The sequence below is a fragment of the Collinsella aerofaciens genome (assembly GCF_040920445.1).
Classification (GTDB): domain Bacteria; phylum Actinomycetota; class Coriobacteriia; order Coriobacteriales; family Coriobacteriaceae; genus Collinsella; species Collinsella aerofaciens_BH.
Map to the genome: position 1 here is coordinate 16,634 of NZ_JBCOTQ010000012.1, position 13,534 is coordinate 30,167.

Here is a 13,534-nt window from a genome sequence, read left to right on the forward strand (position 1 = left end):
GCAGCGTCAACCTCAGGCACGATTTACTCCTCGGCGCCCTCAGCGGCCTCAGCGGCAGCCTTAGCGGCCTCGGCCTCTTTGGCGAGCTGCTTCTTGGACTTCTTGACGACGGTCTCGGTCTTCTCGCCCTCGTTGGCGGCCTTGACCAGAGCAGCGACAGCGTCGGTGAGCTGAGCGCCCTTGGACTGCCAGTCAGCGATCTTTTCGAGATCGAGGTTGATGGTCTTGGGGGCGGTCATCGGGTTGTAGCGGCCGACCTCCTCGATGATACGACCGTCACGCGGGGCGCGGGAATCGGCGACGACGACACGGTAGTACGGACGCTTCTTAGCGCCGTGACGAGCAAGGCGAATCTTGACTGCCAAAGGAAACTCCTCCAACCAAGCAGCTTTAGGCTGCAACTACAAACAAACAGTTGAACATAATACGCCATCGACGCGGGCAGGTGAAGTCCGTGAGACCAACTTCTTCGGTATAGTCGAAGGCAAATCCATATCTTAGACAAGAATTCTCGATTTGCAAGCACATCCACGCACCCCACATGAGCTGCGCGGTATACTCATGCCATGAAAAGACGCGAACATACATACGGTTATGAGGATGCCATGGGCGTCACGCCGCCGCCCTGGACGGGTCCGGCGGTGGGCCTCATGGACCTCGATGCGTTTTTTGCGAGCGTGGAGATGCTCGACCATCCCGAGTGGCGCGGCAAGCCGCTCATCGTGGGCGGAGACGCCGATTCGCGTGGCGTCGTGTCTACGTGTTCGTATGAGGCACGTCGCTTTGGCGTGCACTCTGCCATGGCCTCGGCCGAGGCGCGGCGCTTGTGCCCGCAAGCCATTTGGACGCACGGGCACTTTGATCGCTACCGCGAGGTGAGCGCGCAAGTCATGGCGATTCTCGCCGAGGAGACGCCGCGCGTTGAGCGCGTATCCATCGACGAAGCCTTTATCGATATCACACCGGGTCGCTTTGCGCCCGAAGACCCGCTGCTGGTTGCGCGGCGTATAAGCGACCGCGTGGCAGCGCTGGGAGTGACGTGCTCCATTGGCGTGGGCTGCAACAAGACGGTTGCAAAGATCGCAAGCGAGCGGGATAAGCCGTTTGGGTTGACCATCGTGCGCCCCGGAACCGAGCAGCGCTTTTTGGCCGCACTGCCGGTATCTGCCATGAGTGGCATTGGGCGCTCGGCCGAGGAGCGACTGCGCCGCATGTGCATCTACACCCTCGGAGAGCTATCGCGTGCACCGGAATCCACCTTGGCCTCTATTTTTGGCGTCAATGGCGAGCGCATGCGTCAGCGTGCGCTGGGACTCGAAATCTCTGAAGTCACGAGCCTCGATGAAGAGCGCGAGGTCAAGTCGGTCAGCAATGAACGCACCTTTGCTAAAGATTTGACTGAGCGTGGGGATATTGAGGCGGCGATTGCGCTGTTGGGAGAGTCAGTGGGACGCCGTCTGCGCCGTCAGGGGCTGACGGGTGCCACGGTAACGCTCAAGCTCAAGTATTCGTATGGCAGCGGGCGTACGGCACAGCGCCGGCTGCCTCATCCGACCGACGATGAGAACATTTTCGTGGCGGTTGCACTCGAACTGCTCGACAATATCTGGCAGGAAGGCATGCATGTTCGCTTAGCGGGCATCGGCATGAGCGACTTCGACCACCAAGGCGGGATCCAAACCGACCTGTTCTGCGAAGTCGATGATCGCGGAGCCCAATCCAGCGACCGCCGCGACCTCTCCGTCGCCATCGACGCCGTCCGAGACAAGTTCGGCGACACCGCCCTATCCTTCGGCCGCCAATCCCGCTTCAACGATTAACCGCCTTTGGGCAAAAAGAAAGCCGGGCAGGTGCGGAAAACCGCACCTGCCCGGCGATATGCGTGAGGGTAGCTAAACCCCGTCTCAAATGAGCTACTAGAGGAGGTTGAGGGGGAGCTGGGGGGCGTCTCCCCAGAGTTTCTCGAGGCGGTAGAAGTCGCGGGCTTCGGGAGTGAAGACGTGGACGACAACCGAACCATAGTCCATGAGCATCCAGGTCTTCTGCTCGCGACCCTCGATGGAGAACGGGTGCTCGCCGCAAGCCTCGGCGACCTTCTCCTCGATCTCGTCGACGATAGAATCGACCTGGCGGTTGTTGGTACCGGTGGCGAGCACAAAGTAGTCGCACACATCGGAAAGCTCGGTCAGGTCGAGCACCTGAACGTCCTCGCCCTTCTTGTCGTAGGCGGCCTGCGCAGCGGCGCGGGCGACATCCTCGGCGGCGACACCGCTCGCGGACAGCGAGGCGGCGGTGCGGTCGGACGTGGCGGCGAAGCTCTTGTGCTCCACGTTCTCAAGAATCTGCTCGTCAGTCATGGTCTCGTCGGCCATGGAATACCTCTTTCTAGACACACCCGAGCTAGCGCAGCTGGGCGTAATGGTTGTAAATCGTAATAGCCGTGGGATAAAGATAGCGCCCGGACTGGATCACATAGACCAAACCCTGCGCAAAACAGGAGAAGAACAACTCGTCGAGCGTCGACTCCCCCACCATCTTGCGCAGCGCATGCGCATAGTCGCCGTGGCGGTTGGGCTCGATGGCATCGGCCACAAAGACCACCATATCGAGCGGCGTCATGTCGCAGGCACCCACGGTGTGACGGTCGACAGCCTGAAAGACCGCCGGCGACAGCTCGGGAAAAAGCTGCGGAAGCTCATAGGCGGCAACAGGGCCATGCAAAAGCGGCGTCGCGGCGGAAGGAGAGCCGGCAATCTTAATGCCGTAATGCAGAGCGCGCGTGACCAGCTCGTCGTCGGAGAGCACTTTGTCCCAGTCATGGATCAGGCCGGCGGCAGCGGCATCAAAGCGGTCAACGCCGTAGACCTCGGCCAGATGAAGTGCGGTCTCGGCAACACCCAGCGAATGCACATAGCGCTTGCGCTTATCCTTCATGCGAACATCGAGCAGCTCTTGAATGCGCTTGAGCAGCGCGCGCTCATCGCCCTCAAACTGATCCTCTACCGACAACGTAGACCCCCATCACTCAAAATCTTCTTGGCCCAAATCGGCATATAGCCTGCGTTTGCGAATGTAGCCGAGCACGGACTCGCTCGTAAGATAGCGCACGCTCATGCCGCGGGCAACTCGCTTACGAATGTTCGTCGAGCTGATCGCCAGCGCCGGAATCTGAATATAGCGCACGTCGAACGGCAGCCCCGACTCTTTGATTCGGGCACGCGCCGTATCGATATCAAAACCCGGTCGCGTCGCCGCAATAAAGGTAGCAAGCTCAGCGATTCGTTCGGCATCATGCCAGGTCACAATATCGATAATCGCGTCGGCGCCCGTAATAAAGTAGAGCTTTACCTGCGGCGGGTAAAAGTCGCGAAGGGCATGAAGCGTATCGGCCGTGTAGGTTACGCCCGGACGGTCGATCTCGAACCGACTCGCCAAAAAGGCCGGGTTCGCGGCGGTGGCGAGGACCGTCATGGCATAACGGTCCTCAGCAGGCGTCACCGGCTTGTCAAGCTTAAAAGCAGGAGAGCCCGCCGGCATAAAGAGCACAGCGTCCAAGTCGAGCGACTCGCGCGCCTGCTCGGCAGTCACCAGGTGCCCGTAATGGATGGGATCAAAGGTGCCACCCATAATGCCGAGCCTAAACTCCTGCCCGTCCTCTAGAGGAAGCTCGGGCAGACCGATTCCACCGCGCAGCGACATGGCCTACTCGCCCTCCGAGGTCTCGGCATCGCCCGCGGCATCCGCCGCATCGACAACCTCGACGCCCTCATCCGCAGCATCAGCCACGTCAATGGCTTCAACGGCAACGTCCTCGCCAGCATCCTCGAGCTCTTCGTACTCCGAGAAGTCCTCAGCGCCCTCAAAGTCAAAGGCGCGCTGACAAATGCGGACCTCGTCGCCCGCACGGCAACCGGCCTTCTCGAGCGCGTCGTCAACACCCATACGCGCAAACTTATGCTGCAGGTAAATGACGGCTTCCTCGTTTTCCCAGTCGGTCTGGATGACCATACGCTCAATGGCACGACCGACCACGCGGAAGGCACCGGGCTCTTCCTGAACAATGCGGAAACGCTTCTCACGCTGCAGGCGACGGCGCTCCCACTCATCGCCGCGCAGAACGACCGGCTCATCCGAGACAGCCAACTCGGCGCGCAGCTTAGCCACCTGCTCACCTACGGCAAGCATCAACGTATTGAGACCGGCGCCCGTCACGGCAGACACGGCAAAGAACATATGTCCATCGTCGAGCGCTGCGCGCTTAAGGTCGGCAATCTTGTCGGCCGTACCCGGCGCATCGCACTTGTTGGCGACGACGATCTGCGGACGCTCCGAAAGCTCGGCACCATACTGCTCGAGCTCGCGGTTGATGATTCGATAATCCTCGACCGGATCGCGATCCTCAAAACCACCCGTCATGTCGACGACGTGCATGATCAGGGCCGTACGCTCAATGTGGCGCAGGAACTGATGACCCAGGCCCTTGCCCTCGCTCGCGCCCTCGATAAGACCGGGGACGTCGGCAACGACGTAAGAATATTCGCCGGCACGCACCATGCCGAGGTTCGGCACGAGCGTGGTAAACGGGTAGTCGGCAATCTTGGGGCGGGCGGCACTCATGCGCGCAATGAGCGATGACTTACCCACCGAGGGAAAGCCCACGAGCGCGGCATCGGCCATAAGTTTCATCTCGAGCTCGATCCAGTGCTCCTCGGCCGGCTCGCCTAGCTGGGCAAAGGCCGGAGCGCGGCGCACCGACGTCACAAAGTGCGTGTTGCCCAGACCGCCGGCACCGCCGGGCGCCACGACGACGCGCTCGCCGTCGTGCACAAGGTCGGCAATCTCAAACATCGGGGTCTGTGTCTCGGGGTCGAGCTCGCGCACCACGGTACCCATAGGGACCTTGAGAATCAGGTCCTCGCCGCTCTTACCGTTACGACGGGCACCCTGCCCGTGCGTGCCACGCTCGGCGCGGAAGTGATGCTTAAAGCGGTAATCGATCAGCGAAGACAGCTGAGCATCGGCCTGGATGACGACATTGCCGCCACGACCGCCGTCGCCGCCATCGGGGCCGCCCTTGGGGACAAATGCCTCGCGCCTAAACGACATGCATCCGGCTCCGCCGTCGCCGCCGCAAACGTTAATGCGGCTGATATCGGTGAACTGTGACAACAGAATCGCCTCCTACAAAAAAGAGGGAGACCCTTGAATCCTAAAACTCAAGTGCCTCCCACATATGTGCTCTATGAAGGGTGAATTACGCGTTCGCGAGCGGGCGTACGCTGACCCTGTGCTTGATACCCTTGTGGAACTCAACGGTACCGTCGACCAGCGCGAACAGCGTGTCGTCCTTGCCACGGCCAACGTTCTCACCCGGGTGGATGTGCGTGCCGTGCTGACGGACGAGAATCGTGCCCGTGGTTACCGTCTGGCCGGCATAGCGCTTCGTGCCAAGGCGCTGACCGCGGGAGTCACGGCCATTACGGGAGGAACCGAGTCCTTTTTTGTGTGCCATTGTGTATACCTACTCTTTCGTTACGAGTGTAATCTACTCGGCGACGGGAGCCTCGGCAACAGCCTCGGCCTCTGCCTTGACAGCCTTCTTGGCGCGGGACGTAGCCTGGACCTTCACGATCTTCAGCTTGGTGAGCTGCTGACGGTGACCCTTCAGACGACGATAACGCTTACGCTTGTGGAACTTGAAGACCAGCTGCTTCTCGCCCTTGAACTGCTCAACGATCTGAGCGGTAACCTTGGCCTTGGCCAGCTTGTCGGGATCAGTGACGATCTTCTTACCATCGTTGAGGAAGATAACCGGCAGGGTGACCTTGTCGCCCTCATTGCCCTCGATCTTCTCGACGGTGATGACATCGTCGGTGGCGACCTTGTACTGCTTGCCGCCCGTGTTAACGATTGCGTACATGTTTACTTGCCCTTCATGCATCAGTTAGTGCAACAGCCGAATATAGTAGCAGGCGAAAATACCCCCGTCAACGAGTATGTGGAGCAAATCCACAAGTTCGCACAGGTATGGGGCTGACGAGTCGGCCCTCGTCGTCCTCGCATGCTTGATTCTGACGCTCGACATCGTAGGAGCAGATGGTCACGAGGTCTTGCATACCGGTGGAAACAATAGGTGCATCCACGCCCGGGGTCAAGCCCTGCAACAAAACATCAGCAGCGGAAAGCAAAATTTCCGGACGCATGGAGCCCTCGTTGTCGGCATGGGTGTCGAGCATGAGCACCAAATGGTCCGGGCGCTCCCCCGCCGTGAGCTCATAGCCCACGAGCGTGTGATCCAAATCCAATCGCTTGCTCTTTTTTCCGCGCGCGTAGTCGATGCCATGGTCCGCGCGCAGCGTGTCGATCGCACGACGCACCTCCTCGGCGCTTACGGGCGCCTCGGGATCTAAGTGCAGGTCGATGCGATACGACAGGCGCGTGAGCTGCGCCGTCAACGCCGGCGTGCGCACGTCGATGTACGCCGCCTCGATAGGCGCCAGATCGGCCGGAGACGCCACAGCCAGGCGCTCAAACGCCTCGTCGAGCCCCACGAACTCGGTCATAAACAGGTCATACCACTCGCAGGTCGACGACGTACCAACCGGTAGCGCCGAAGAGAAGCCCACGCGCATGTGCGGAGAGAAGCCCTGCGTGACGGCATAGGGAAGTCCCGCACGGCGCACGATGCGCTCAATGGTATGGATCACTTCGAGATGGCCCAGGTACTTAAGGCGATCGCGCTTGCCATAGCGAACACGAAGCCTAAAGAGCGAGGGGTTGTCGGTCAGGCGCTCACTCATGCGCGATCACCCATCAATACATTCTTGGCGTGGAGCGTGGGGCAGATCCCGCAGCCGGTGCACGACGTGCGGGTGCAGTCGGGAGTCGTGACGCCCTCGAGCGAGCGACGGTACTCGCGCTCGAGGAAGCCGCGCGTGCAGCCGGGGCTCACGTGCTCCCACGGCAGGCGCCAGTCCAATTCGTAGGGCAGGTGCACGAGCTCATTGAGGTCGATGCCGTTTTTGGCAGCAGCCTCCTTCCAGTTATCGAGCGAGAAATGCTCTACCCAGGCGTCAAAGCGAGAGCCCGAGCGCCAAGCATCGATGATGACGGGCGTCATGTCACGACCGGCGCGGGACAGCGCGGCCTCGATGAGCGAGGTCTCGGCATCGTGGTAATGAACGCGAACGGCACGGTTGCGAACGCTCGTGATAAGCAGCTTCTGGCGACGCTTGACGTCGTCGTAGTCGAGCTGCGGGCACCACTGGAACGGCGTGGCAGCCTTGGGGATAAAGACCGAAACCGAGATGGACACCGAGATCGAGCCGCGACGAGCCTTGGGCACCACGGAACGACCGAGCTCCAGCACGTGATCGGCCAGATTGGCGATGGCCACGATGTCCTCGTCGCGTTCGCCGGGAAGGCCCATCATAAAGTAGAGCTTCATGCGGTTCCAGCCGGCCTCGAAGGCCGCCTTGGCCGCACGGTCCAGGTCCTCCTCGGTCACGTTCTTGTTAATGATGTCGCGCATGCGCTGGCTGCCGGCCTCGGGCGCGAACGTCAGGCCGCCCTTCTTTTCGCCGGCGACCGACTCGGCCATATCCACGCCAAACGAATCCAGGCGCTGCGACGGAATAGACACGCGAATACCCGTATCCTCCAGGCGACGGTTGAGCCTGCCGAGCACGTCGCGAATGCAGGAGTGGTCGGTCGTGGAGAGCGAGGTCAGCGACACCTCGTCATAGCCGGTCTTTTCCAGACCCTGGATCACCGACGAGACGATCTGGTCGGCCGAGCGCTCGCGCACCGGGCGATACGTCATGCCGGCCTGGCAAAAACGACAGCCGCGGGCGCAGCCGCGCAGAATCTCGATAGACAGGCGGTCGTGGACCAGCTGCGCATAGGGTACGCACGACTGCGACAGCGGATTTGTGGCGCCGAAATCCTCGACGACGCGCTTGTAGACCACGGTCGGCGCATCCTTGCCCTCACGCGGCACGGTGTAGCCATGCGGCGAGCAGGGCTCGTCGTGACGAACCTCATAGAGCGACGGCACGTAGTTGCCGGCAATGGATGCAAGCTGCTCGACAATCTGCGCGCGCGGGACCCCTTCGTCACGCAGGCGGCGATGCAGCTGGCAGGTCTCGAGCAGCGATTCCTCGCCCTCACCGATGAGGATGGCATCGAAGAAGGCCGCGTACGGCTCGGGGTTGTACACCGAGGGGCCGCCGGCGATGATGATAGGGTCGTCTTCACCTCGGTCGGCCGCTAACAGCGGAATGCCAGCGAGGTCGAGTGCCTCGAGGAAGTTCGTCACCGCCATCTCGTGCGGCACATGCAGACCGACGATATCAAACGAAGCGACCGGCGCAGCACCTTCGAGCGACAGCAGAGGAATACCCGCCTCGCGCATGGCGTCACCCATATCGGGCCACGGCACATAGCCGCGCTCGCAGGAGATGCCCTCGGCCTGGTTAAGGATGTTGTAGAGGATGGCGATGCCCTGGTTGGGCAGACCGACCTCGTACACATCCGGGTAGATCAGGCAGCAACGGTAGTCGGCATCGGCCTTGGAAAGCGTGCCCCACTCGTGATCGATATAGCGGCTCGGCTTCTCGACCTTGGCGAGCAACGGCTCAATTAAATGAAAACAATCTTGGTATGCAACGCGCAACGGAAAACCCCTAAGCAGCGAGATCTGATGCGTCCTGGTAGGACGCCATAGGACGGGTAGCGCCCGCGACCGTGGTCACCAGATCGCGAACGCGGGAGAACGTGGCAGTGACCACCTCGTTGGCACGGCTGTAGTCGACATCGCGCTCGTAGAGCGAAACAAGCGCACGGCCCATGCCGTAGGTGCCCGCGGCAGCAGTGAGCGCCTTGACGGCAAACCCAATATGCGGCGTCTGCTTGACGAGTGCGCGGGTGACCGCGCGGATCACAAGACCGCCGGCAAGCACGCCCGCGACCTCGTAGCCGCGCTCGGGCTTAATGCCGCGTCCAAAGACGGCAGCGAGCTCAAAGAGCATGCCCACCTGCGCCAGCGCCATAACGGGATAATCGGCGCCCGGCAAAAACACCAGTGCACCGGTCGCCATATTGGTAAGCGCGCACGAGGTGATGATACGATTGGCCGCCGCGATGCGCATGAAGGCAAAGTTCGCCGCAAAAGCCGTTTCCTTGTCGGTGCGATCGAGAATCCAGCGGGCAAGCGTCTCGAGCAGATACGTCTTATCGGTTGCCGCTACCACGCCGAGCATGGGCGTGGACTCCTCGATAAACGGCACCTCCACAGCAGACTCGGCAAGCACGCACACGGGCGCGCCGGCGATCACGAGCTCCTGCACGGCACTCTCCAAGCGGTCGGAACCACACGAGAGCACCAGCACCACATCGGTATCGGTCTTTGGAGCAATTCGCTCCTCCCCCAGACGCTCGACGCGCACAATACCCGAGGTCGTTTGCGGCACAAAGGCGTCACGCACCGTCTCGGCCAGAAAGCGCGAGGCGGACGAATCCAGATAGACCGAGACGCGCACCGGCGTATCGGAATCCTTCTTAACGGACGCGCCCATCTTAAAAGCGCGGGTCAGCTTATCTACGGGAATTTTCATAGCAAACCCCTCCAGCGGTTACGCGGCGCCCGAACGATGCCGCCATATGGATTGTACGATACCCACCGTCAGCAGCTGAATCATCATCGAAGACGAACCGAAGCTAATAAACGGTAGCGGAATACCGGTAATCGGCATCATGCCGATGCACATGCCGATGTTTTCGAAGGTCTGGAACGCCCACATGCCAACGATGCCCACACACGAAAGACGCAAAAACAGCGACTCACACTTAAAGGCGACGCGAATCGTCGAAAAGATCAGCAGCACGTAGAGGCACAGCAGCAAAAAGGAGCCGCAGAAGCCAAAGGTCTCGGACAAAAAGGCGAAGACGAAGTCGGTGTGGAACTCAGGCAGAAAGCCGCCGGCTGACTGCGTCGCATGGCCCAAACCCTTACCAAAGAAGCCGCCCGAGCCAACGGCGATAAGCGACTGCTGCAGGTTGTAGGCATCGTCCGAATCGGCATTATCGGGGTCGATAAAGACCGTCAGACGGTTCATCTGATACTGCTTGATGAGCACATCGTGGCCGAGCAGCGAATCAAAGACCGAATCGAGCGCCAGGACGAGGGCCACCAGGCCCACGAGCAGGGCCAGGGTCGACAGCACCCATTCGCGGCGTGCACCGCTCATGCAGATGACGATGGCGCCCGAAACCAGCACGACCAGGCCCGAGCCCAGGTCACCCATGGCAACGACGGCCAAAAACGGAATGGACAGCATGCCGCAGAGCTTGACGTAGTCGCGAACGGTATCGATGCGACCGTTATACTGCGAGCCAAGCGTAGCAATAAAGAAGATGGTGATGAGCTTGGCAAGCTCAACCGGCTGGAACGTCAAGCCGATACCGGGAATCTTGATCCAGCCCGTCATGCCCAGACCGCCCGTATAGGACAGACCCGGAATCTTGGGCGAGAAGATCACGATCAGGTCGATGACGAGCAACGCCGTCGAGAAATTGGAAATACCGCGCAGGTCGGAGCGCCAGACCAGCACCGCCAGCACCGTGCCGATGCCAATTCCCAGCAAATGGCGCGAGAACGAAGCATCGGCCTTAAACTGCGAAGCCGACCAGATAATGATGGCACCGTAGGCGACGAGCGCCACAGTAGCCACGAGCACACCGATATGCACCTTTTGGCGAAACGTGCCGCGCGAGGCCGAAAGTTGCTTGTTGACGCGGTCCAGGCTGCTGCGAGAGCCGGTCTTGGTTGAACGGAACAGATCCGCCGGAGAAAAATCCATCGCAACCTCCTATCGAACCGAAGAATCGCCCGAGGCCGAAGAGGTATCGGGCTCGTCATAAATCACGCCGAGCACGTCGCGCACGACATGCATCGCGGTATCTGAGCCACCGCCGCCCTGCTCCAGGACGGTAGCGATGACATACTTGGGGTCATCGGCCGGTGCATAGGCGCAGAACCACGCGTATTCGTCCTCGCCACTTTTCTCGCCCGTGCCCGACTTGCCGTATACCTGCGGCGTCAGGGTGCCAAAGTGCGCCGCCAGGGACGTCGATGCCGTGTAAATCACGTCGTGCATGCCGTTGCGAACAAGAGCCAAATCCGAATCGCTGTTGATCTTGGCCTCCAGGCGCTTCTTCTTGCCCTTGCCATTGTACTTATAGGCATCGCCGTCGCCATCGCGCGACACGGCAGACAAAAATACGTGAGGCACGTACTGTTTGCCGCCGTTGGCAAGACCCATATAGGCGCACGCCATCTGCAGGGGCGTCACCAGGATGTCGCCCTGGCCGATAGCAATGTTGGTCATATCGCCGGCATTCCACTTGCGGTCCTCGGCAGAGGCGTCGGTGAAGTATGACTCTTTCCACTCGGCATCGGGAATACGACCCGCGCCCTCACTCGGCAGATCGATACCGCAGGTCTTGCCTAGGCCCCAGCGACGAAAGACCTCCTGCAGGCCCTCGGGATGTTGCTCGTCATAAAAGAACGCCTTACCCATGTCGTAGAAGACGGGGTCGCACGAGTTGGCGATACCCGACTGCAGCGTCATGGTGCCGTGGCCAGACGTCAGCCAGCAGCGCTTGCCCCAAGCCTTGCCCAGACCCGTCCAATAACCCGTGCAGTTGGTTGTCTGCGTTGAAGTGTAGGTTCCAAACTCAAGACCGGCCAGTGCCGAGAGCGGCTTGATGGTCGAGGCCGACATGTACTGTCCGCTAATGGCGCGGTTGAGCAGCGGGTGCGAACCCTTGTCATCATTGAGCTCGGTCCACACGTCATTTGAGACGCCGCCGATAAAGACGGACGGATCGAACTTGGGCTGGCTCGCCATGCCCAGGATCTCGCCATTGTTGGGATCGAGACACACCACAGCGCCGTTGCCGGCATTGCTGTAGCCAGTGGTCTTGGCAAGCTCGATAGCGCTCGCCAGCGCCGTCTCACAGGCCTGTTGGATCTTAAGGTCGAGCGTGAGCTTAATGTCGGAGCCGGCCTTCGCGGGCACGGCGCCGGCCTGACCGGTCACATTGCCCGAGGCATCGACCTTGACGGTCTGCTCGCCACGAATACCCTGCAGCAGGTTTTCGTAGTAGCTCTCAACGCCCGCCTGGCCCACGATATCGCCCGACTGGTACGTAATCTTGCCAGCAGAAGCATCATCATCGCCAGAGGTTTTCTTATTCTGGGCCTCGAGCTGCTCGGAGGTAATGGTGCCGGTATAGCCCAAGATATGGCATGCCGTCTCGCCGTATGGATACTGGCGCTCGGTACGCTCGGCAATCTTGACGCCCGGGAACTCGCCGGCGTGTTCCTTGATATAGGCAACCGTGGAGCGACGGACGTCCGTCGCGATGGTATGCAGGCTCTGAGCGCCCTCTGTATTGTCCTGAATATTGCGAAGGACCGCCACATAAGGCATTCCAAGCACGTTGGCAAGATGGCGAACCAGAACCTCATCCTCGGCAAGGTCGCGGTAGGCCACGACAGCAAGTGAGGGACGGTTCTGGACAAGCGCCACGCCATTGCGGTCGAGGATGCGGCCGCGCACAGCGGGTGTGGTAACGGTGCGAGTCTGATTACTATTGGCCTGTTTCTCGTAATAGTCCGACGAGACCATCTGCATGCCCCACAGCTTGACGGCAAGTGCCACAAACATCGCGCCCACACCCGTGGTGAGGATGGAAAAGCGGCCCTTAAAGGCGGTCGCCGCGGTATTGCCCTCGCCCTCGGTGGCGCGCGGAGCCGTTCCATGCTGTGTATCGTAGGTAAAACGGGAATCGCCTCGACGCATGATGACCAGCGCGACCACGATGGCCACAACCAGCACGATACCGGCGATAATAACCGTCATCTGGGAAGACATCTACGGGCCTCCCCTATTTGAGCTTGCGGGTCTTGGGCTTAAAGCGCATACCCGTCTGGCGTCCGCCACGTGCGGAGAATCCATAGCCGGACTGCGGCACGACGCCGGACATCAAAAACGGAATGGCAACCAGACCCGTCAGGATCGAGGACGGCAGCGCATGGCCGAAGATCGCCACGACAAAGCTCGTCTCCAAACCCATAAACAGCAAGATGATGCTGTAGATAACATTAATGACGAGCGCGAAGGCGCCCACAGTGACGCCGCGCGCACTCGGGGTACCGCCCGTCTGACCGACGGCGCTGTGCACCAGGGCAAAAGAACCCACGGTCAGCAGGAGCGACATAACGCCCACCGGCACGGCAGCGGACAGGTCATAAAACAAGCCGCTGCAAAAACCGCACACGACGGCACGGGTCGGGTCGCCCGAGAACACGCTTAGGCACACCAGGATAATCATGAAGTTGACGCGACCGCCCGCAATGGAGATCTGCGGTGCCAGGCCTGCCTGCAGCAGCACGCATACGATGGCGGCGATTACAAACGTGCGGGAGCTCATCCCCTGCTCGTGTAGATCCATGGACATGCCCCCTATT

The 13,534-nt window shown here is 60.7% G+C and carries 14 protein-coding genes; 1 reads left to right on the plus strand and 13 read right to left on the minus strand.

Annotated elements, in window-relative coordinates:
* Positions 1 to 23 precede the first annotated feature (23 nt).
* Positions 24 to 365: a 30S ribosomal protein S16 gene (gene rpsP, locus AB5405_RS03210; protein WP_022094749.1), complete on the minus strand. Its 342-nt coding sequence runs from the start codon at positions 363 to 365 to the stop codon at positions 24 to 26.
* Positions 366 to 566: 201 nt separating this feature from the next.
* On the opposite strand from rpsP, the gene dinB reads away from it, so the two are divergent.
* Entirely contained in the window at positions 567 to 1,820 is a 1,254-nt protein-coding gene (gene dinB, locus AB5405_RS03215; RefSeq protein WP_438265705.1) for a DNA polymerase IV, read from the plus strand.
* 96 nt (positions 1,821 to 1,916) lie between these two features.
* On the opposite strand, the gene rsfS is transcribed toward dinB, so the two are convergent.
* From rsfS to AB5405_RS03275, 12 genes are all read right to left on the minus strand, one after another.
* On the minus strand, positions 1,917 to 2,372 hold the full coding sequence (gene rsfS / locus AB5405_RS03220) for a ribosome silencing factor (protein ID WP_368137582.1): 456 nt from the start codon (positions 2,370 to 2,372) through the stop codon (positions 1,917 to 1,919).
* 28 nt (positions 2,373 to 2,400) lie between these two features.
* On the minus strand, positions 2,401 to 2,934 hold the full coding sequence (gene yqeK, locus AB5405_RS03225; protein ID WP_193221482.1) for a bis(5'-nucleosyl)-tetraphosphatase (symmetrical) YqeK: 534 nt from the start codon (positions 2,932 to 2,934) through the stop codon (positions 2,401 to 2,403).
* Positions 2,935 to 3,021: 87 nt separating this feature from the next.
* The gene (gene nadD / locus AB5405_RS03230; protein ID WP_055285119.1) at positions 3,022 to 3,699 is read right to left on the minus strand and encodes a nicotinate-nucleotide adenylyltransferase; all 678 of its coding nucleotides are present in this window, start codon (positions 3,697 to 3,699) and stop codon (positions 3,022 to 3,024) included.
* A gap of 3 nt (positions 3,700 to 3,702) precedes the next feature.
* Complete coding sequence (obgE, locus tag AB5405_RS03235) at positions 3,703 to 5,169, minus strand: GTPase ObgE (protein WP_368137583.1); 1,467 nt, start codon at positions 5,167 to 5,169, stop codon at positions 3,703 to 3,705.
* 85 nt (positions 5,170 to 5,254) lie between these two features.
* Positions 5,255 to 5,512, minus strand: coding sequence for a 50S ribosomal protein L27 (gene rpmA / locus AB5405_RS03240; protein WP_006236075.1), 258 nt, complete (start codon positions 5,510 to 5,512; stop codon positions 5,255 to 5,257).
* A 33-nt stretch (positions 5,513 to 5,545) separates the two neighbouring features.
* Positions 5,546 to 5,920 carry a 50S ribosomal protein L21 gene (rplU, locus tag AB5405_RS03245; RefSeq protein WP_035138585.1) on the minus strand — a complete coding sequence of 125 codons (375 nt, stop codon included), beginning with the start codon at positions 5,918 to 5,920 and terminating at the stop codon, positions 5,546 to 5,548.
* A gap of 67 nt (positions 5,921 to 5,987) precedes the next feature.
* Complete coding sequence (locus AB5405_RS03250; protein WP_195520365.1) at positions 5,988 to 6,800, minus strand: TIGR03936 family radical SAM-associated protein; 813 nt, start codon at positions 6,798 to 6,800, stop codon at positions 5,988 to 5,990.
* Positions 6,797 to 8,674, minus strand: a complete 1,878-nt coding sequence (locus tag AB5405_RS03255; protein WP_055309861.1) for a TIGR03960 family B12-binding radical SAM protein — start codon at positions 8,672 to 8,674, stop codon at positions 6,797 to 6,799. The genes AB5405_RS03250 and AB5405_RS03255 overlap by 4 nt, the downstream gene beginning before the upstream one ends.
* Before the next feature lie 10 nt (positions 8,675 to 8,684).
* Positions 8,685 to 9,614 carry a YcjF family protein gene (locus AB5405_RS03260; RefSeq protein ID WP_006236071.1) on the minus strand — a complete coding sequence of 310 codons (930 nt, stop codon included), beginning with the start codon at positions 9,612 to 9,614 and terminating at the stop codon, positions 8,685 to 8,687.
* An 18-nt stretch (positions 9,615 to 9,632) separates the two neighbouring features.
* On the minus strand, positions 9,633 to 10,859 hold the full coding sequence (locus AB5405_RS03265) for an FtsW/RodA/SpoVE family cell cycle protein (protein ID WP_117861950.1): 1,227 nt from the start codon (positions 10,857 to 10,859) through the stop codon (positions 9,633 to 9,635).
* Positions 10,860 to 10,868: 9 nt separating this feature from the next.
* Positions 10,869 to 12,938: a penicillin-binding protein 2 gene (gene mrdA, locus AB5405_RS03270; RefSeq protein WP_368137584.1), complete on the minus strand. Its 2,070-nt coding sequence runs from the start codon at positions 12,936 to 12,938 to the stop codon at positions 10,869 to 10,871.
* 13 nt (positions 12,939 to 12,951) lie between these two features.
* Positions 12,952 to 13,534, minus strand: a 583-nt coding sequence (locus AB5405_RS03275) for a rod shape-determining protein MreD (protein WP_368137585.1), incomplete at its 5' end; no start/stop codon positions are given.